The 17117-nt window shown below is 64.4% G+C and carries 22 protein-coding genes; 10 read left to right on the top strand and 12 right to left on the bottom strand.

Annotation, left to right across the window (positions count from 1 at the left end; translation table 11 throughout):
• Positions 1 to 35: 35 nt before the first annotated feature.
• The 10 genes from hisC to OGL92_RS07410 form a co-directional block, all read right to left on the bottom strand.
• On the bottom strand, positions 36 to 1097 hold the full coding sequence (hisC, locus tag OGL92_RS07455) for a histidinol-phosphate transaminase (protein ID WP_263142296.1): 1062 nt from the start codon (positions 1095 to 1097) through the stop codon (positions 36 to 38).
• Between the two features lie 102 nt (positions 1098 to 1199).
• The gene (gene hisD, locus OGL92_RS07450) at positions 1200 to 2510 is read right to left on the bottom strand and encodes a histidinol dehydrogenase (protein WP_263142295.1); all 1311 of its coding nucleotides are present in this window, start codon (positions 2508 to 2510) and stop codon (positions 1200 to 1202) included.
• Between the two features lie 190 nt (positions 2511 to 2700).
• The gene (hisG, locus tag OGL92_RS07445) at positions 2701 to 3327 is read right to left on the bottom strand and encodes an ATP phosphoribosyltransferase (RefSeq protein ID WP_263142293.1); all 627 of its coding nucleotides are present in this window, start codon (positions 3325 to 3327) and stop codon (positions 2701 to 2703) included.
• Positions 3328 to 3399: 72 nt separating this feature from the next.
• Positions 3400 to 4665 carry a UDP-N-acetylglucosamine 1-carboxyvinyltransferase gene (gene murA / locus OGL92_RS07440; RefSeq protein ID WP_263142287.1) on the bottom strand — a complete coding sequence of 422 codons (1266 nt, stop codon included), beginning with the start codon at positions 4663 to 4665 and terminating at the stop codon, positions 3400 to 3402.
• A gap of 109 nt (positions 4666 to 4774) precedes the next feature.
• Positions 4775 to 5014, bottom strand: coding sequence for a BolA family protein (locus OGL92_RS07435; protein ID WP_263142284.1), 240 nt, complete (start codon positions 5012 to 5014; stop codon positions 4775 to 4777).
• Between the two features lie 217 nt (positions 5015 to 5231).
• Positions 5232 to 5540: an STAS domain-containing protein gene (locus tag OGL92_RS07430; RefSeq protein WP_263142282.1), complete on the bottom strand. Its 309-nt coding sequence runs from the start codon at positions 5538 to 5540 to the stop codon at positions 5232 to 5234.
• Positions 5537 to 6187 (bottom strand): ABC transporter substrate-binding protein, encoded by a 651-nt coding sequence (locus OGL92_RS07425; protein ID WP_263142280.1) that lies wholly within the window; start codon positions 6185 to 6187, stop codon positions 5537 to 5539. The genes OGL92_RS07430 and OGL92_RS07425 overlap by 4 nt, the downstream gene beginning before the upstream one ends.
• Positions 6188 to 6198: 11 nt before the next feature.
• Positions 6199 to 6666 carry an outer membrane lipid asymmetry maintenance protein MlaD gene (gene mlaD / locus OGL92_RS07420; protein WP_263142279.1) on the bottom strand — a complete coding sequence of 156 codons (468 nt, stop codon included), beginning with the start codon at positions 6664 to 6666 and terminating at the stop codon, positions 6199 to 6201.
• Positions 6666 to 7463, bottom strand: coding sequence for a lipid asymmetry maintenance ABC transporter permease subunit MlaE (gene mlaE, locus OGL92_RS07415; protein ID WP_263142277.1), 798 nt, complete (start codon positions 7461 to 7463; stop codon positions 6666 to 6668). The genes mlaD and mlaE overlap by 1 nt, the downstream gene beginning before the upstream one ends.
• The gene (locus OGL92_RS07410; RefSeq protein WP_263142276.1) at positions 7463 to 8272 is read right to left on the bottom strand and encodes an ATP-binding cassette domain-containing protein; all 810 of its coding nucleotides are present in this window, start codon (positions 8270 to 8272) and stop codon (positions 7463 to 7465) included. Before OGL92_RS07410 ends, mlaE begins: the two co-directional genes overlap by 1 nt.
• A 247-nt stretch (positions 8273 to 8519) precedes the next feature.
• Here OGL92_RS07410 and OGL92_RS07405 point away from each other — a divergent pair, with 247 nt between their 5' ends.
• The 10 genes from OGL92_RS07405 (at position 8520) to OGL92_RS07360 (ending at position 15508) form a co-directional block, all read left to right on the top strand.
• A complete protein-coding gene (locus tag OGL92_RS07405) occupies positions 8520 to 9494 on the top strand; it encodes a KpsF/GutQ family sugar-phosphate isomerase (RefSeq protein ID WP_263142275.1) in 975 nt (324 codons plus the stop codon).
• On the top strand, positions 9495 to 10022 hold the full coding sequence (locus tag OGL92_RS07400) for an HAD family hydrolase (RefSeq protein ID WP_263142274.1): 528 nt from the start codon (positions 9495 to 9497) through the stop codon (positions 10020 to 10022). It abuts the gene before it with no gap.
• Positions 10023 to 10030: 8 nt separating this feature from the next.
• Positions 10031 to 10600 carry an LPS export ABC transporter periplasmic protein LptC gene (gene lptC / locus OGL92_RS07395; RefSeq protein ID WP_263142273.1) on the top strand — a complete coding sequence of 190 codons (570 nt, stop codon included), beginning with the start codon at positions 10031 to 10033 and terminating at the stop codon, positions 10598 to 10600.
• A complete protein-coding gene (lptA, locus tag OGL92_RS07390) occupies positions 10587 to 11138 on the top strand; it encodes a lipopolysaccharide transport periplasmic protein LptA (protein ID WP_263142272.1) in 552 nt (183 codons plus the stop codon). Before lptC ends, lptA begins: the two co-directional genes overlap by 14 nt.
• On the top strand, positions 11138 to 11863 hold the full coding sequence (gene lptB, locus OGL92_RS07385; protein ID WP_263142271.1) for an LPS export ABC transporter ATP-binding protein: 726 nt from the start codon (positions 11138 to 11140) through the stop codon (positions 11861 to 11863). Before lptA ends, lptB begins: the two co-directional genes overlap by 1 nt.
• 143 nt (positions 11864 to 12006) lie before the next feature.
• Positions 12007 to 13506, top strand: a complete 1500-nt coding sequence (locus OGL92_RS07380) for an RNA polymerase factor sigma-54 (protein WP_263142270.1) — start codon at positions 12007 to 12009, stop codon at positions 13504 to 13506.
• 69 nt (positions 13507 to 13575) lie between these two features.
• Positions 13576 to 13884 carry a ribosome-associated translation inhibitor RaiA gene (gene raiA, locus OGL92_RS07375; protein WP_263142269.1) on the top strand — a complete coding sequence of 103 codons (309 nt, stop codon included), beginning with the start codon at positions 13576 to 13578 and terminating at the stop codon, positions 13882 to 13884.
• A gap of 10 nt (positions 13885 to 13894) precedes the next feature.
• Entirely contained in the window at positions 13895 to 14359 is a 465-nt protein-coding gene (gene ptsN, locus OGL92_RS07370) for a PTS IIA-like nitrogen regulatory protein PtsN (protein ID WP_263142268.1), read from the top strand.
• 2 nt (positions 14360 to 14361) lie between these two features.
• Entirely contained in the window at positions 14362 to 15219 is an 858-nt protein-coding gene (gene rapZ, locus OGL92_RS07365) for an RNase adapter RapZ (RefSeq protein WP_263142264.1), read from the top strand.
• Positions 15220 to 15235: 16 nt separating this feature from the next.
• Positions 15236 to 15508 (top strand): HPr family phosphocarrier protein, encoded by a 273-nt coding sequence (locus OGL92_RS07360; protein WP_263142260.1) that lies wholly within the window; start codon positions 15236 to 15238, stop codon positions 15506 to 15508.
• Between the two features lie 28 nt (positions 15509 to 15536).
• On the opposite strand, the gene OGL92_RS07355 is transcribed toward OGL92_RS07360, so the two are convergent.
• Both OGL92_RS07355 and OGL92_RS07350 read right to left on the bottom strand, forming a co-directional pair.
• Positions 15537 to 16340, bottom strand: a complete 804-nt coding sequence (locus OGL92_RS07355) for a ZIP family metal transporter (protein ID WP_263142576.1) — start codon at positions 16338 to 16340, stop codon at positions 15537 to 15539.
• A gap of 155 nt (positions 16341 to 16495) precedes the next feature.
• Positions 16496 to 17107 (bottom strand): superoxide dismutase, encoded by a 612-nt coding sequence (locus tag OGL92_RS07350; protein ID WP_263142258.1) that lies wholly within the window; start codon positions 17105 to 17107, stop codon positions 16496 to 16498.
• Positions 17108 to 17117: the final 10 nt, after the last annotated feature.

Below are 17117 nucleotides of genomic sequence, written 5' to 3'. Positions count from 1 at the left end.
CCGGGCGGCGCCTCCGGCAGGGCTTCCACCGCGTGCTAGCCCAGGTGAAATCCTTGCAGCGCGTCGAGTAGTGCCCGGTTCTGTTCGGGCAGGCCGACCGATATCCGCAGGAACTGGGCGATGCGCGCCTGCTTGAAGTGCCGCACGACCACGCCTTGCTCGCGCAGCGCCGCCGCCAGCTCGCCGGCATCGCGCCGCGGGTGGCGGGCGAAGACGAAGTTGGCCGCCGACGGCAGCACCTCGAAGCCCAGCCCCTGCAACTCGCCCACCAGGTGTTCGCGGTGGGCGATCACCGCCTGGCAGGTCCGCTCGAAGTGCACCCGGTCCTCGAAGGACGCGGCCGCGCCGGCCAGGGCGATACGATCGAGCGGATAGGAGTTGAAGCTGTTCTTGATCCGCTCCAGCGCCTCGATCAAGTCGGGTTGCCCGATCGCCAGGCCGACCCGTAGGCCGGCCAGGGAGCGCGACTTGGACAGCGTCTGGGTCACCAGCAGGTTCGGATAGCGGTCCACCAGCGTCACCGCGCTTTCGCCGCCGAAGTCGATGTAGGCCTCGTCCACCACCACCACCGAGTCCGGGCTGCCCTGCAACAGGCGCTCGATCTCCGCCAGGCTCAGCAGGCAGCCGGTCGGCGCGTTGGGGTTGGCGAGGATGATGCCGCCGTTCGGCCGTGCGTAGTCCTCCACGCGGATCCTGAAGCGCTCGTCGAGCGCCACGGTCTCGTGGGGAATGCCATAGAGCCCGCAGTAGACCGGATAGAAGCTGTAGCTGATGTCCGGGAACAGCAGCGGTCTGCCGTTCTTGAAGAAACCGTAGAAGGCGTGGGCCAGCACTTCGTCGGAGCCGTTGCCGACGAACACCTGTTCCGGCCGTACGCCGTAGTAAGCCGCGGCGGCCCGTTTCAGGCGCTCGCCGGTGGGATCGGGATACAGGCGCAGGCTGTCGCCGATCTCGTCGCGCATCGCCGCGACCGCCAGCGGCGAAGGCCCATAGGGGTTTTCGTTGGTGTTCAGTTTCACCAGCCGGCTCAGCTTCGGCTGTTCGCCCGGTACGTAGGGCACCAGGTCTTTGACGAAGGGACTCCAGAATTTGCTCATTGCCCTTCTCTCCTCGAATTCGTGGGTGTGCGTCGGGCGGAGGCCGTGAAGCTCCCGCCGGACAAAGCGGTGGGCAGCGGTGCCCACCCTGCGAGACAGCCGTCAGTTCTTGATCCGGTACTCGGCGCTGCGCGCATGGGCGGTCAGCGACTCGCCGCGCGCCAGCACCGAGGCGCTCTTGCCCAGTTCGGAAGCGCCTTCCGCCGAGCAGAAGATGATCGAGGAGCGCTTCTGGAAGTCGTACACCCCCAGGGGCGACGAGAAACGCGCCGTGCCGGAGGTGGGCAGGACGTGGTTCGGCCCGGCGCAATAATCGCCCAGCGCCTCGGCGGTGTAGCGGCCCATGAAGATCGCGCCGGCGTGGCGGATCCGCGGCAGCCAGGCCTCCGGGTCGGCGACGGACAGCTCCAGGTGCTCCGGGGCGATGCGGTTGGCCACGTCGATGGCCTGATCCATGTCGGCGACCTGGATCAACGCACCGCGGCCCTCCAGGGAGGCCCCGATGATCTCGGCGCGCTCCAGGGTCGGCAGTAGGCGGGCGATGCTCTCGGCGACCCGATCGAGGAAGGCGGCGTCCGGGCTGACCAGGATCGATTGCGCGTCCTCGTCGTGCTCGGCCTGGGAGAACAGGTCCATGGCGATCCAGTCCGGGTCGGTCTGGCCGTCGCAGACCACCAGGATCTCCGAAGGCCCGGCGATCATGTCGATGCCGACTTTGCCGAACACGTGACGCTTGGCGGTGGCGACATAAATGTTGCCCGGGCCGACGATCTTGTCCACCGGCGGCACGCTTTCGGTGCCGTAGGCCAGCGCCGCCACGGCCTGGGCGCCGCCGATAGTGAAGACCCGGTCGACCCCGGCGATGGCGGCGGCCGCCAGTACCAGTTCGTTGATCTCGCCGCGCGGGGTCGGAACCACCATCACCACTTCGGCGACACCGGCAACCTTGGCGGGAATGGCGTTCATCAGCACGGACGAGGGATAGGAAGCCTTGCCGCCCGGCACGTAGAGGCCGGCGCGATCCAGCGGCACCACCTGCTGGCCGAGCACCGTGCCGTCGGCCTCGGTGTAGCGCCAGGAATCCTGCTTCTGTTTCTCGTGGTAGCGACGCACGCGGCTGGCGGCGACCTCCAGGGCCTCGCGCTGCACCTCGCTGATGCGCGTGAGGGCCAGCTCCAGGCGTTCGCGCGGCAGGATCAGGTCGGCCATGCCGGCGACGTCCAGGCCATCGAAGCGCCGGGTGAACTCCACCAGCGCCGCGTCGCCCCGCTCGCGCACCGCCGCGATGATGTCCAGCACGCGCTGGTTGACCGAGTCGTCGGACACGCTTTCCCAGCTCAACAGATGATCCAGATGGCGCGCGAATTGCGGATCGGCGGCATTGAGTCGGCGGATGGCGATGGGACGGGTCATGGCGGGCCTCTCGTAGGGCAGGTGCTCGGGCGTCGCTAGCCTATCAAAGCCCGCCCTGCGGACACCCGAGAAAATTGGCCAGGGCAAGCATCGGCGGCGCGGCGAAAGCCGCGCCTCACGGATTCAGAGGCGGTGCGGGGATGCGCCGGGCGGCGAGCCGCGGCGCGAGACGGAAAGGCGACTGCCGCGCTCATCGGGCGGCGACCGCCTGGCGCAGGGTCTCGATCAGCGCCTGGACGCGGTCGTGCTGCATCTTCATCGAGGCCTTGTTGACGATCAGCCGCGAGCTGACGTGGGCGATCAACTCCTGGGGTTCCAGGCCGTTGGCGCGCAGGGTGTTGCCGGTATCCACCACGTCGATGATCTTGTCCGCCAAGCCGACCAGGGGAGCCAGTTCCATGGACCCGTACAGCTTGATCACGTCCACCTGGCGGCCCTGCTCGGCGTAGTAGCGCTTGGCGACGTTGACGAACTTGGTGGCCACGCGCAAACGGCCCTTGGGCTCCGGCACGCCAATGGCGCCGGCGGTCATCAGCTTGCAATTGGCGATTTTCAGGTCGAGCGGCTCGTAGAGCCCCTGGCCGCCGTACTCCATCAGCACGTCCTTGCCGGCGACGCCGAGGTCGGCGGCGCCATGCTCGACGTAGGTCGGCACGTCGGTGGCCCGTACGATCAGCAGGCGTACGTCGTCCTGGCTGGTGGGAATGATCAGTTTGCGGCTCTTGTCCGGATTCTCGCTGGGGACGATCCCGGCCGCGGCGAGCAGCGGCAGGGTGTCGTCGAGAATACGACCTTTGGACAGCGCGATGGTGAGCATGAACGGGAATCCTTCGATACGTGCCTGGCGGGCGGTCGAACGCGGGAGCGCCAGGCTCCCGCGGTGAACGCCCTAGCCCGGGACCCGGCGGATCTTGGCGCCGAGCAACTGCAGTTTTTCCTCGATGCACTCGTAGCCACGGTCGATGTGGTAGATGCGGTCGATCAGGGTCTCGCCTTCCGCCACCAGCGCGGCGATCACCAGGCTGGCGGAGGCGCGCAGGTCGGTGGCCATCACCGGGGCGCCCTTCAGGCTCGGCACGCCGGTGACGATCGCGGTGTTGCCCTCGACGAGGATCTGCGCGCCCATGCGATTCATTTCATAGACGTGCATGAAGCGGTTCTCGAACACCGTTTCGATCACCGTGCCGGTGCCCTCGGCGACCGCGTTCATCGAGATGAACTGGGCCTGCATGTCGGTGGGGAACGCCGGATACGGCGCGGTGCGCACGTTGACCGCCTTCGGTCGCCGGCCCTTCATGTCCAGCTCGATCCAGTCGATGCCGGTGGCGATCTCGGCGCCGGCTTCCTGCAGCTTGGCCAGCACCGCCTCGAGGATGCTCGGATCGGTGTCCTTGAGCTTGATCCGCCCACCGGTGGCCGCGGCGGCCACCAGATAGGTGCCGGTCTCGATGCGGTCGGGCATCACGCTGTAGCGGCCGCCGCCCAGGCGCTTCACGCCGTCGATGACGATGGTGTCGGTGCCTGCGCCCTGGATGCGCGCACCCATGGCGTTGAGGAAGTTGGCCAGGTCGACCACCTCGGGCTCGCGGGCGGCGTTTTCCAGTACGGTGCGGCCGTTGGCCAGGGAGGCCGCCATCATGATGTTCTCGGTACCGGTGACGCTGACGATATCGAAGAAGAAATGCGCGCCGCGCAAGCCACCGGCCGGGGCACGGGCCTTGATGTAGCCACCGTCCACGTCGATCTGCGCGCCCATGGCTTCGAGGCCGCGGATGTGCAGGTCGACCGGGCGCGAGCCGATGGCGCAGCCGCCGGGCAGCGCCACTTCGGCTTCGCCGAAGCGCGCGACCATCGGCCCGAGCACCAGGATCGAAGCGCGCATGGTCTTGACCAGCTCATAGGGCGCCACCAGCGTCTTGATGCTGCTGGCGTCCACCTCGACGCTGAGCTTCTCGTCGATCACCGGCTGGACGCCCATGCGGCCGAACAGCTCGATCATGGTGGTGATGTCATGCAGGTGCGGCAGGTTGCACACGGTGACCGGGGTGTCCGCCAGCAGGGTGGCGGCGAGGATCGGCAGCGCGGAGTTCTTCGCCCCGGAAATGCGGATTTCGCCGTTGAGGCGATGACCGCCGGTGATGATCAGTTTGTCCATAGCTGTCTCGTTGCCCGTCGACGCAGGGGTCGCCCGGGTCATGATTCGTGAGTCGGAGCGCCGCCAACGGCGGCGCCCGCCTTGGTCGCCCCGGCGGGGCGCGATACCTTCAGACGCGCTCGGCCCAGGCGGCGCGGCTGTAGAACTTCATCGTCACTGCATGGATGCTGCCGTCGGCGATCCAGGGGTTCAGGTGGGCATACACCTGCTGCTGACGCTTGACCGGGCTGAGGGCGGCCAGCTCGTCGCTGATCAGGTTCAATTGAAAGTTGCAGCCTTCGCCTTCCACCTCGACCCGGGTGTCGGGCAGATGGCTTTCCAGGAGGTTCTTCACTTCTACGGCCTGCATGCTCGACCTCGCTCGGGGTATTCGTGGGGGCTCCCGGATGACTCGCCGCGGTGGCCACATTCGCACCGGGGCGCCGGATGGGCGAAGGGAAAAGGGCGGGCATGTCCGGAAGAGGAATCAAATGTAAGAGGAGCCCTGGGCTCGCGGGCCGGTCATCATACAAAAAAGCTCTCCGCCTGCGAACCCCGCAGGACAGAGGGCCTTCGCCGCGATCCGCTCAGGGCTGCAACGGCAACAGCTCGACCAGGCCGGACACCTGGGCGATGTCGTGCATTTCCGCGGGTAGTCCGCGGATGCTCAGGGTCTTGCCGGCGCGATTGGCATCGCGCATGAACGCCAGCAGCAGGGACAGGCCGACGCTGCTGGATTTCTCCACCCCACTGCAATCCAGCACCAGCGCTTGCTCCGCGCTGGCCCGGATCAGTTCGCGACCGTCCTCGCGCAACTGCGGGCCACTGCGGTAATCGAGCACCCCGCGCAACGCCAGGGCGCCGCCCGCGCCAGCGACCACACTGGCCTCGGTCATTTCGCGCCGGCCTCCTCGGCCTGCGCGGTTTCCTTGGCCTTGGCGACTACACCGGCCCAGTTGGCGATGGTCTTCTCCAGATCGTTGCCATTCTTCTGCATGGTGTCGGCGAACTGGTCGCGGAACAGCTTGCCGAGGTTGATGCCGTTGATGATCACGTTACGCACTTTCCAGGCGCCGTCGATGTTGACCATGGTGTAGGACACCGGATAGAGGGTGCCCTTCTTGTCCTTGATCTCCATGCTGACGCTGGTGCGGTCGGGGTCCTGCTGCTTGCCGGCACCCGGCAGGACGCGGACGTTCTGGTTGTCGTATTCCAGCAGGGCGTTGCCGTAGAACTGCATCAAGCTGCGCTTGAATTCTTCCTCGAAACGCTTCACCTGCTCGGGGGTGGCCTTGCGGCTGTATTTCACCGTCATCACGCCACGGGCGATACCCTCGCCGTCCACCGCCGGCCCGAGGATCCGGTTCAGTGCGTCGTAGAAGGCGTTGGGGTCGGCCTGGTATTGGGCCTTATGGGCCTGCAGGTCGGCGAGCAATTCGTCGGTGGCTTGCTGCACCACCTGCTGCGCGCTAGGTGCCGCTGTCGCGACCAGGGGAAGGGCGGCCAGCAAAACCAGCAGGCCGCGTCGCAGGGCTTGGATCATGGTGACTCTCCTCATTTGGACTCCTTGCTCACCGAATTGAGCAGGAATTTGCCGATCAGGTCTTCCAGCACCAGCGACGACTGCGTATCGCGAATGGTGCCGCCCTCTTTCAACAGTTCTTCGTCGCCGCCGACGCTGATCCCGATGTACTTCTCGCCCAGCAGGCCCGCGGTGAGGATGGAGGCGGTGGAGTCGACGGGCAGGTTATCCACCTGTTTCTCCAGCTCCAGGGTCACCCGGCCGGTGTAGCTGTCGCGGTCCAGGTCGATGGCGGTGACCTTGCCGATGGTCACCCCGGCCATGGTCACCTTGGCTCTGACCGTGAGCCCGGCGATATTGTCGAAATGCGCGTACAGCTTGTAGGTCTCGCCCGTCCCGCTGAAGGACAGACCGCTGACACGCAGTGCCAGCAGCATCAGGGCGAGCAGCCCGGCCAGGAGAAACAGGCCGACGCCGATTTCCAGGGTGCGGATTTGCATCAGAAATCTCCAAACATCAAAGCGGTCAGAATGAAATCGAGGCCCAGAACGGCCAGTGAGGCGTAGACGACGGTACGGGTGGTGGCGCGACCTATGCCTTCCGAGGTGGGATCGCAATCGTAGCCCTGGAATACCGCGATCCAGGTCACCACGAAGGCGAACACCAGGCTCTTGATCACGCCGTTGAGCACGTCACTGGTGAATTCGACGCTGTTCTGCATGTTGGCCCAGAACGAGCCGTCGTAGACGCCGAGCCAATCCACCGCGACCATCGCCCCGCCCCAGATGCCCACCACGCTGAAAATCGTGGCGAGGATCGGCAGCGAGATGAAACCCGCCCACAGGCGAGGCGCGACGATGTACTTCAGCGGGTCCACGCCGATCATCTCCAGGCTGGAGAGCTGCTCGGTGGATTTCATGTTGCCGATCTCGGCGGTCAGCGCGGAACCGGCGCGACCGGCGAACAGCAGCGCGGTGACCACCGGACCCAACTCACGCAGCAGGGTGAGCGCGACCATCTGCCCGACGGCCTGCTCGGAACCGTATTGATTGAGGATGCTGTAGCCCTGCAGCGACAGCACCATGCCGATGAACACGCCGGACACGACGATGATCGGCAAGGACAGCACCCCCACCGAATAGAGCTGGCGGGTCAGCAGGTGCATGCCGTTGCCCAGGGCGCTGCGGCCGAACAACGCGCGTAGCAGGAAAATCGTCGAACGGCCCAACGCGGCCACCACGCCGATCCCGGAAGCGCCGAGCAGGCGAATGCGTTCGAGCAGGGACTTCTTGCGCATCAGCGCTCTCCCAGGAGATCGGCGCGATAATCCGGCGCGGGGTAATGGAAAGGTACCGGGCCATCGGGGATGCCCTTCATGAATTGCCGAATGCGTGGATTATCGGAGTCCATCAGTTCCGCCGGCGTTCCCTGGCCGAGCACCTGGCTATCGCCCACGACATAGAGGTAATCGGCGATGCTGGCGGTCTCCGCGAGGTCATGGGATACCACGATGCTGGTGATGCCCAGGGCGTCGTTGAGCAAACGGATCAGCCGTACCAGCATGCCCATGGAAATCGGGTCCTGGCCGACGAAGGGTTCGTCGTACATCAGGATCTGCGGATCGAGGGCGATGGCCCGGGCCAGGGCGACGCGGCGTTTCATCCCGCCGGACAGCTCGTCCGGCATCAGCTCGATGGCGCCACGCAGGCCGACCGCCTGCAACTTCATCAGCACGATGTCGCGGATCATTTCGTCGGGCAGCTTGGTGTGCACGCGCAACGGGAAGGCCACGTTCTCGAACACGTCCAGGTCGGTGAACAGCGCGCCGCTCTGGAACAGCACGCCGAACTCCTTGCGCATGTCGAACAGCTCGGAGCGCGACAGGGTCGGCAGATTGCGGCCGTTAACCCACACCTCGCCGCGATCGGGCTTCAACTGAGCGGCGATCAGGCGCAACAGGGTGGTCTTGCCGGAGCCGGAAGGTCCCATGATGCCGGTGACCTTGCCACGGGGAATGCGGATATCGACGTTGTTGAAGATGCTCCGCGCGCCGCGCTTGAAGGTCACCCCCTTCAGCTCGACCGCGTAGGCGTTTTCGGCGCTCATCTGGACTCCTTGCATACAGCGATTCCCGGCAGACGACGCCCCTTGCGACGGGGACACTGCGGCGATCGGGGGCGGGTCGAACGGGGCGCGCAATATAGCATCGACCGCTTGCGGCGCCCAAGGTTGCCCACGGTTTCGTTCAGCCGGATGACAGCTTTGCCGCCTCGCTCACATTGTCCATGGGTGAGCAGTGCCCGCTTTCTGTCTATAATCTCCCCCTTTTAGCCCAGCGACCGCCCCATTGCCCATGACGTCGACAAGCCATCCGATCCAGTCCGCCCAACGCACCATCCGCCTGGAAATCGAAGCCATCGAGGCCCTCCTCGGGCGCATCGGCGACGACTTCGTGAAGGCCTGCGAGTTGATCCTGCGCGGCCAGGGCCGTGTCGTGGTGGTGGGGATGGGCAAATCGGGGCATATCGGCAACAAGATCGCCGCGACCCTCGCCAGCACCGGGACGCCGTCTTTCTTCGTGCACCCGGCGGAAGCCAGCCACGGCGACATGGGCATGATCACCCGCGACGACGTGGTACTGGCCCTGTCCAACTCCGGCGCGACGGCGGAAATCGTCACCCTGCTGCCGCTGATCAAGCGCCTGGGCATCACCCTCATCAGCATGACCGGCAATCCCGACTCCCCCCTGGCCAAGGCCGCCGAGGTCAATCTCGACGCCCGCGTGGCCCAGGAAGCCTGCCCGCTCAACCTCGCCCCGACTTCCTCCACCACCGCCTCGCTGGTGCTGGGCGACGCGCTGGCCATCGCCCTGCTCGAAGCCCGCGGCTTCACCGCCGAGGACTTCGCCTTTTCCCACCCGGGCGGCGCCCTCGGTCGGCGGCTGCTGCTCAAGGTCGAACACATCATGCACGCGGGCAGCCAGTTGCCTCAGGTGAAGCGTGGCACGCCGCTCAAGGACGCCCTGCTGGAGATGACCCGCAAGGGCCTCGGCATGACCGTGGTGCTGGAGGACGACGGCCGCCTGGCCGGCGTTTTCACCGATGGCGACCTGCGCCGCACCCTGGATCGCGGGATCGACGTCCGCAATGCCAGCATCGACGAGGTGATGACCCGCCATGGCAAGACGGCCCGCGCCGACATGCTGGCCGCCGAGGCCCTGAAGATCATGGACGATCACAAGATTAATGCCCTGGTGGTGATCGATAGCGAGGATCGCCCGATAGGCGCCCTGCACATCCACGACCTCACCCGCGCCGGAGTGCTCTGAATGAACGAAGAAGACCTGCTGCACCGTGCCCGGGCGATCCGCCTGGCGATCTTCGACGTGGATGGCGTCCTGACCGACGGCAAGCTGTACTTCCTCGTCGACGGCAGCGAATTCAAGACCTTCAATACCCTCGACGGCCACGGCATCAAGATGCTGATCAACAGTGGCGTGCGCACCGCGATCATCAGCGGGCGGGAAACCCCGGTGGTCGAGCGGCGCGCCCGCAACCTGGGGATCCAGCATCTCTACCAAGGCCGCGAGGACAAGCTCGCGGTGCTCGACGAACTGCTCGGGCAACTCGGGCTGAACCACGCCCAGGTCGCCTACCTGGGCGACGACCTGCCCGATCTGCCGGTGATCCGCCGCGTGGGCCTGGGCATGGCGGTGGCCAGCGCCGACGGGTTCGTCCGCGAGCACGCCCATGGCGTGACCCGGGCACGGGGCGGCGAAGGCGCGGCCCGTGAGTTCTGCGAGTTGATCCTGCGCGCCCAGGGCAACCTGGACGCCGCCCAAGCCGCTTACCTATAGGCCATCGCATGCCGAAGAACCTGCGTCTCGCCCTGATCTTCCTGCCCATCGCCGCGCTGCTGATCGCGCTCGGCTACTGGAACATCCGCCCCGAAAGCTTCATGGATTCGACCCCGGCGACCACCGACGACAATGCCATCGACTACTACATCATCAACGGCAAGAGCGTTCAGTACCTGGCCGACGGCAAGATGCAGTACGAAATGACCACGGACAAACTGGAACACATCCAGGCCAGCGACGTCACATTGCTGACCAAGCCGGACCTGCTGATGTATCGCGGAACCGAGTATCCCTGGCACGTGCAGAGCGCACGCGGCGAAGTCGGGCCGAAAGGCAAGCAGGTGGAGCTGATCGACGATGTGCGGGTCGCCCGCACCGATGCGCGCAACCGCCCGGTCATCCTCAATACCACACGCCTGACGGTATTCCCTGACCAGGAATATGCGCAAACCGAGCAAGCCGTTAGAATCGACGCCGCCAACGGAGTCACGACGGCCACAGGAATGAAAGCGTACTTGAATGACAGCCGGATGCTCCTGCTGTCCAACGTAAGAGGCCAGCATGAGGTTCGTTAACTTTTTCTCCCTCCGGACCCTTTCCCTGTTGCTCAGCCTGGGAACGGCGCTGGGCAGTACCGGCGCCTGGGCCCTGCCCTCGGACCGCGACCAGCCGATTCGCGTGCAGGCCGACAGCGCCGAGCTCGACGACAAGCAAGGCGTCGCGGTCTACCACGGCGGCGTGGTGATCACCCAAGGCACCATGAAGATCACTGGCGACACCGTCACCATCACGCAGAACGCCCAGGGTGAAATCGAGATGTTCACCTCTCAGGGCAAGCCGGCCTACTACGAGCAGAAGCCTTCGCCGGACAAGCAGATCGTCCAAGCCTACGGCCTGACCATCCAATACTTCGCGTCCAAGGACCGTATCGTCCTGATCGACCAGGCTAAGGTGATCCAGGAAGGCAACACCTTCGAGGGCGAGAAGATCGTCTACGACACCAAGCGTCAGATCGTCAACGCCGGCCGCGCCAAGGGCTCCTCGGTGACCACCCCGAGACCGCGTATCGACATGGTCATCCAGCCGAAGAAAAAAGAAGGATCGGCGCAGTAATGGCGACTCTGAAAGCCCAGCATCTGGCGAAAAGCTACAAGGGTCGCCAGGTCGTCCGCGACGTCAGCCTGTCCATCGACAGCGGTCAGATCGTCGGCCTGCTTGGCCCCAACGGGGCGGGCAAGACCACCTGCTTCTACATGATCGTCGGGCTGGTGGCGGCGGATCAGGGCCGGGTGCTGATCGACGAGCTGGACGTCAGCTACCAGCCGATGCATGGGCGCGCGCGCGCCGGCATCGGCTATTTGCCGCAGGAAGCGTCGATCTTCCGCAAGCTCAGCGTCGCCGACAACATCATGGCCATCCTCGAGACCCGCAAGGACCTCGACAAGGCCGGCCGCGGCAAGGAACTGGAAAGCCTGCTCCAGGAATTCCACATCAGCCACATCCGCGACAACCTCGGCATGAGCCTTTCCGGCGGCGAGCGGCGCCGGGTGGAGATCGCCCGCGCCCTGGCCACCTCCCCGAAATTCATCCTGCTCGACGAGCCCTTCGCCGGGGTTGACCCGATCTCGGTGGGCGACATCAAGCAAATCATCCATCACCTCAAGGACAAGGGCATCGGCGTCCTGATCACCGACCACAATGTCCGCGAGACGCTGGATATCTGCGAGACCGCCTACATCGTCAGCGACGGACGCCTGATCGCCGAAGGCGATTCCGCCGCCATCCTGTCCAATGAACTGGTGAAAGAGGTCTACCTGGGGCACGAGTTTCGCCTGTAGGCGGACGACCTCTCTCGTGGAGGTTGCGTGCGCTGGAAAAATAAGCCAAATTCAGGCATATAATTTGCTTCCTGGTGGCGCTTCGGCGTCCTGTTGTGGATGGCGCGTGTGCGCCGGCGAATCAAGGTGCTAAGCCCTCTGCCATGAAACCATCGCTAGTCCTCAAGATGGGCCAGCAGCTGACGATGACCCCGCAGCTGCAACAGGCCATCCGCCTTCTCCAATTGTCGACCCTGGACCTGCAACAGGAAATCCAGGAGGCGCTGGAGTCCAACCCGATGCTGGAACGCCAGGAAGAAGGGGAAGACTTCGACAACTCGGACCCGATGGCGGACGGCGAGGAGCAAAGCGCTCCGAGCAATACGCCGATCCAGGAAACCCCGTACCAGGAAAGCACGCCGAACGCCGATACCATGGAAGACGGCGAGTGGAATGATCGCATCCCCAGCGAACTGCCGGTGGACACCGCCTGGGAAGATGTCTACCAGACCAGCGCCAGCAGCCTGCCGAGCAATGACGACGACGAGTGGGACTTCACCTCCCGCACCTCGGTCGGCGAGAGCCTGCAAAGCCATCTGCTGTGGCAGCTCAACCTGGCCCCCATGTCCGATACCGATCGGCTGATCGCCGTCACCCTCATCGACTGCATCAACAACCAGGGCTATCTGGAAGAGTCGCTGGAGGAGATCGTCGAGGCCTTCGATCCCGAACTGGACGTCGAGCTGGACGAGGTGGAAGCGGTGCTGCATCGCATCCAGCAGTTCGAGCCGGCCGGAATCGCCGCCCGCGACTTGCGCGAGTGTCTGCTGCTGCAACTGCGCCAGTTGCCCGTGTCGACACCCTGGCTGAGCGAAGCGCAGAAGCTGGTGAGCGATCATCTGGAGCTGCTGGGCAGCCGCGACTACGGCCAGTTGATTCGACGCATGCGTCTCAAGGAAGACGACCTGCGGCAGATCATCGAACTGATCCAGAGCCTCAACCCGCGACCCGGCTCGCAGATCGAGTCGAGCGAGCCGGAATACGTGGTCCCGGACGTGATCGTGCGCAAGCACAACGAACGCTGGCTGGTGGAATTGAACCAGGAATCGGTGCCGCGCCTGCGGGTCAATCCCCACTACGCCGGCTTCGTCAAGCGTGCCGATTCCAGTGCCGACAACACCTTCATGCGCAATCAGTTGCAGGAAGCACGCTGGTTCATCAAGAGCCTGCAAAGCCGCAACGAAACCCTGATGAAGGTCGCGACCCAGATCGTCGAACACCAGCGCGGTTTCCTCGATTACGGCGACGAAGCGATGAAACCGCTGGTTCTGCACGACATCGCCGAAGCGGTGGGCATGCACGAATCGACCATCTCGCGCGTCACCACGCAGAAGTACATGCATACGCCGCGTGGCATCTACGAGCTGAAATACTTCTTCTCCAGCCACGTCAGTACGTCCGAAGGCGGCGAATGCTCGTCCACCGCGATCCGCGCCATCATCAAAAAACTGGTGGCGGCGGAAAATCCGAAAAAGCCGTTGAGCGACAGCAAGATCGCTGGTTTACTGGAAGCACAAGGCATTCAAGTGGCCCGTCGCACAGTCGCTAAGTACCGGGAATCTCTGGGTATAGCGCCCTCCAGCGAACGCAAGCGACTGATGTGAGGCGCACGTAGTGTTCCAGTGACAGGTTCATGCCTGTTTCTAATACACGGGCAACAAGGAGAAAGCGGTATGCAAGTCAACATCAGTGGACACCAGCTGGATGTGACCGACGCCCTGCGCGAGTACATCGCCGAGAAACTCGGCCGATTGGAGCGCCATTTCGACCGGATCACCAACGTGCAGGTGATCATGGAGGTCGAGAAACTCAAACAGAAAATCGAGGCCACCCTGCATATCTCCGGCGGCGAAATCGTGGCCAATGCCGAACACGAGGACATGTATGCCGCCATCGACCTGCTCACCGACAAGCTGGACCGCCAATTGATCAAGCACAAAGAAAAACAACTCAATCGCCAGCAGGGCGCGACCGCTCGCTGACCACTCCCCTATGATCCGACTTGAGCAAATCCTGACCCCCGGCCGTTCCTTGGTGAACGTGCCGGGAGGCAGCAAGAAACGTGTCCTCGAACAGATCGCCCATCTGATCGCTCGCGAACTTCCTGGCCTCGACGCCCAGGATATCTTCGAAAGCCTCATCGCCCGCGAAAAACTCGGCTCGACCGGGTTCGGCAACGGGATCGCCATTCCCCACTGCCGGTTGCCTGGCTGCGACTCGCCGATCAGCGCGGTTCTGCGCCTGGACGCTCCGGTGGACTTCGATGCCATCGACGGAGCGCCTGTCGATTTGCTGTTCGTGCTTCTAGTGCCCCCGGCAGCGACGGACGAGCACCTGGAACTGCTCAGACAGATCGCCAGCATGCTCGACCGCAGCGATGTGCGTGAACGCCTGCGCCGTGCGCCCGATAACGAAGCGCTCTACGCAGTGGTCGTGGACGTGCAGAACAGTCGATAATCATGCGCCTCATCATCGTCAGCGGACGTTCCGGCTCGGGAAAAAGTACCGCCCTCGATGTGCTTGAGGACAACGGCTTCTATTGCATCGATAACCTGCCCGCCGGCCTGCTTCCCGAGCTCGCCGAAAGGACCCTGTTGCAAACCGAAATGATGCAGCCCCAGGTCGCGGTATCCATCGACGCGCGCAACCTGCCCAGCCAACTGGTGCGTTTCCCCCAGCTACTGAACGAAGTGCGCGCACGGCACATTCAATGCGACGTGCTTTACCTGGATGCCGACGAGGAAACGCTGCTGAAGCGGTTTTCCGAAACCCGTCGGCGCCATCCGCTCACCAACGAACATCGCTCGCTGGCCGAGGCCATCAAAGACGAGGCCGCCCTGCTCGGCCCCATCGCCGACCTCGCGGACCTGAAGATAGACACCGCGCGCCTCAATCTTCATCAATTGCGCGACACCCTGAAACTGCGCCTGCTCGACAAGCCCGAACCCGGCACCGCATTTCTGATTCAGTCCTTCGGGTTCAAGCGGGGCATACCGGTGGACGCCGATATGGTCTTCGACGTGCGCTGCCTGCCGAACCCCTATTGGAAGCCGGAACTACGCGACCATTCGGGAAAGACCGACCAGGTGATCGCCTACCTCGCGGCGCAACCCGAGGTGGACGACATGTACCAGGATATCTTCGCCTACCTGAACAAATGGTTGCCGCGCTTCGCCGCGAGCAACCGCGCCTATGTCACCATAGCCATCGGCTGCACCGGCGGACATCATCGTTCGGTGTACCTCGCCGAGCGCCTGGGCGAGGCGCTGAAAATCAACTTGAAGAATGTCCAGGTCCGCCACCGCGACCTCGGCTAGAAGGATTGACGCCGCAATGCCTGCCTGCGAAATCGTGATCATCAATAAGCTGGGATTGCATGCCCGCGCCGCTGCCAAATTCGTCGGCGTGGCCGGGCGTTATCCCTGTCAGGTGCGGGTCGGTCGGTCACCGGAAAGCCTGGTGGACGGCAAGAGCATCATGGCTGTCATGATGCTGGCCGCCGGTAAAGGCACGACCATCCACCTGCAAACCGAAGGCGAGCAAGGCGACGACGCCCTGGCCGCCCTGGTCGAGTTGATCAACAACCGCTTCGACGAAGGCGAGTGACCGCCTCCCGCGCTTGTCGTTTGCGACCTCATCCCAGCGCGGTATCCAGCACCATCATCAGACAGAACCCCACCGCCAGCCCCATGCTCGCCTCGGTGCCGTGCCCCTTGCGGTGGGATTCCGGTATGAGCTCGTGAGTCACGGCGAACAGCATCGCGCCGGCCGCGAATGCAAGGCCCCAGGGCAACAGCAGCGCCGACACGCCCATCAGCCAGGCGCAGACCACCGCGGCCAGAGGCTCCACCAGACCCGAGGCGGCTCCGATCAGCAAGGCCCTGCCGCGCGACATGCCCGCACCGGCGAGCACCAGCGAAATGATCAAGCCTTCCGGCAGATCCTGCAGCGCGATGCCCATCGCCAGGCTTTCCGAACCGGGCAACCCGGCACCGGCCGATACCCCGACAGCCATGCCTTCGGGAATGTTATGCAGGACGATCGCGACGACGAACAGCAGGATGCGTGGCGCCAGGACATGGGCATCGGGCCCACTGCCTATTTCCAGGGACTGCTGCGGCAGCAATCGGCCCAGGCCGAACAGGGCGCTGGCACCGATCAGCAGGCCGAGGCTCGCCAGGAACCCCGCGCCCCACGCGGAAAAACCCAGGTCACGGGCCGCCCCCAGCGCAGGCATCAACAAGGAAAAGACGGTCGCCGCCAGCATCACGCCGCCGCCGAAGCCCAGCAAGGCATCGGATACGCGTTCGGAAATCCGGTGCAGGCAGAGGACCGGCAATGCCCCCAGGGCGGTGCCCAAGGCACACAGCCCCCCGCCGCGAAGCGCATTCCAGATTCGTGGATCGAGCGCCTGGGACACGGTATGAGTGGCCTGCATCAGCAGCAGGGAAAACCCCAGCAGCACCAGGCAGAGACCGAATGCATAACGTCCGGTACGACTATTCGAGGAACGGAGTGATGTCAGGTTACGCATGGGGCCCTTCTATGCAGCGGCCGGCATGGAGCCGGCACGCGGGCTAATGGATCGCGACCTCAGGTCAGCGCCTGACGATAACGCTTGTTCACTTCTTCCCAGTCGATGACGTTGTAGAAGGCGCCAATGTATTCCGGCCGACGGTTCTGGTACCTCAGATAATAGGCGTGTTCCCACACGTCCAGGCCAAGAATCGGCACGTTGCCTTGCATCAGCGGGCTGTCCTGGTTACCGCTGCTTTCGACCACGAGTTTCTTCGCGGGCGTCACGCTGAGCCAGGCCCAGCCACTGCCGAAACGTGTCAGCGCGGCCTTGGTGAATAACTCTTTGAAGGTGGCGAAGCCTCCGAGTTCGGTCGCGATGGCGGCCGCCACCTCGCCGACCGGCTCGCCGCCGCCCGTGGGCGACATGACGGTCCAGAACAGAGAATGGTTGGCATGCCCGCCGCCGTTGTTGATCACCGCACCACGCTGGGCCTCGGGCACCTCGTTCAGGCGGGTGAGCAGCACCTCGACCGGCAGTTCGGCCAGGGCCTGGCCTTCCAGCGCCGCGTTGAGGTTGTTGACGTAGGTCTGGTGATGCTTGCTGTGGTGGATTTCCATGGTCTGCGCATCGATGTGCGGTTCCAGGGCGTCGTAGGCGTAGGGCAATGCAGGCAAGACGTAAGGCATGTTGGTGTCC

The sequence above is a fragment of the Pseudomonas sp. RIT-PI-AD genome, from assembly GCF_025642785.1.
Classification (GTDB): Bacteria; Pseudomonadota; Gammaproteobacteria; order Pseudomonadales; family Pseudomonadaceae; genus Pseudomonas_T.
Note: the sequence above shows the minus strand (reverse complement) of the source record. Positions and strands in the feature narration are given on the sequence as shown.

Bases quoted from the DNA above. Each gene is read 5' to 3' on its own strand.
- hisC (WP_263142296.1), bottom strand. From the start codon at position 1,097: ATGAGCAAATTCTGGAGTCCCTTCGTCAAAGACCTGGTGCCCTACGTA.
- hisD (WP_263142295.1), bottom strand. From the start codon at position 2,510: ATGACCCGTCCCATCGCCATCCGCCGACTCAATGCCGCCGATCCGCAA.
- hisG (WP_263142293.1), bottom strand. From the start codon at position 3,327: ATGCTCACCATCGCGCTGTCCAAAGGTCGTATTCTCGACGACACCCTG.
- murA (WP_263142287.1), bottom strand. From the start codon at position 4,665: ATGGACAAACTGATCATCACCGGCGGTCATCGCCTCAACGGCGAAATC.
- OGL92_RS07435 (WP_263142284.1), bottom strand. From the start codon at position 5,014: ATGCAGGCCGTAGAAGTGAAGAACCTCCTGGAAAGCCATCTGCCCGAC.
- OGL92_RS07430 (WP_263142282.1), bottom strand. From the start codon at position 5,540: ATGACCGAGGCCAGTGTGGTCGCTGGCGCGGGCGGCGCCCTGGCGTTG.
- OGL92_RS07425 (WP_263142280.1), bottom strand. From the start codon at position 6,187: ATGATCCAAGCCCTGCGACGCGGCCTGCTGGTTTTGCTGGCCGCCCTT.
- mlaD (WP_263142279.1), bottom strand. From the start codon at position 6,666: ATGCAAATCCGCACCCTGGAAATCGGCGTCGGCCTGTTTCTCCTGGCC.
- mlaE (WP_263142277.1), bottom strand. From the start codon at position 7,463: ATGCGCAAGAAGTCCCTGCTCGAACGCATTCGCCTGCTCGGCGCTTCC.
- OGL92_RS07410 (WP_263142276.1), bottom strand. From the start codon at position 8,272: ATGAGCGCCGAAAACGCCTACGCGGTCGAGCTGAAGGGGGTGACCTTC.
- OGL92_RS07405 (WP_263142275.1), top strand. From the start codon at position 8,520: ATGACGTCGACAAGCCATCCGATCCAGTCCGCCCAACGCACCATCCGC.
- OGL92_RS07400 (WP_263142274.1), top strand. From the start codon at position 9,495: ATGAACGAAGAAGACCTGCTGCACCGTGCCCGGGCGATCCGCCTGGCG.
- lptC (WP_263142273.1), top strand. From the start codon at position 10,031: ATGCCGAAGAACCTGCGTCTCGCCCTGATCTTCCTGCCCATCGCCGCG.
- lptA (WP_263142272.1), top strand. From the start codon at position 10,587: ATGAGGTTCGTTAACTTTTTCTCCCTCCGGACCCTTTCCCTGTTGCTC.
- lptB (WP_263142271.1), top strand. From the start codon at position 11,138: ATGGCGACTCTGAAAGCCCAGCATCTGGCGAAAAGCTACAAGGGTCGC.
- OGL92_RS07380 (WP_263142270.1), top strand. From the start codon at position 12,007: ATGAAACCATCGCTAGTCCTCAAGATGGGCCAGCAGCTGACGATGACC.
- raiA (WP_263142269.1), top strand. From the start codon at position 13,576: ATGCAAGTCAACATCAGTGGACACCAGCTGGATGTGACCGACGCCCTG.
- ptsN (WP_263142268.1), top strand. From the start codon at position 13,895: ATGATCCGACTTGAGCAAATCCTGACCCCCGGCCGTTCCTTGGTGAAC.
- rapZ (WP_263142264.1), top strand. From the start codon at position 14,362: ATGCGCCTCATCATCGTCAGCGGACGTTCCGGCTCGGGAAAAAGTACC.
- OGL92_RS07360 (WP_263142260.1), top strand. From the start codon at position 15,236: ATGCCTGCCTGCGAAATCGTGATCATCAATAAGCTGGGATTGCATGCC.
- OGL92_RS07355 (WP_263142576.1), bottom strand. From the start codon at position 16,340: ATGCAGGCCACTCATACCGTGTCCCAGGCGCTCGATCCACGAATCTGG.
- OGL92_RS07350 (WP_263142258.1), bottom strand. From the start codon at position 17,107: ATGCCTTACGTCTTGCCTGCATTGCCCTACGCCTACGACGCCCTGGAA.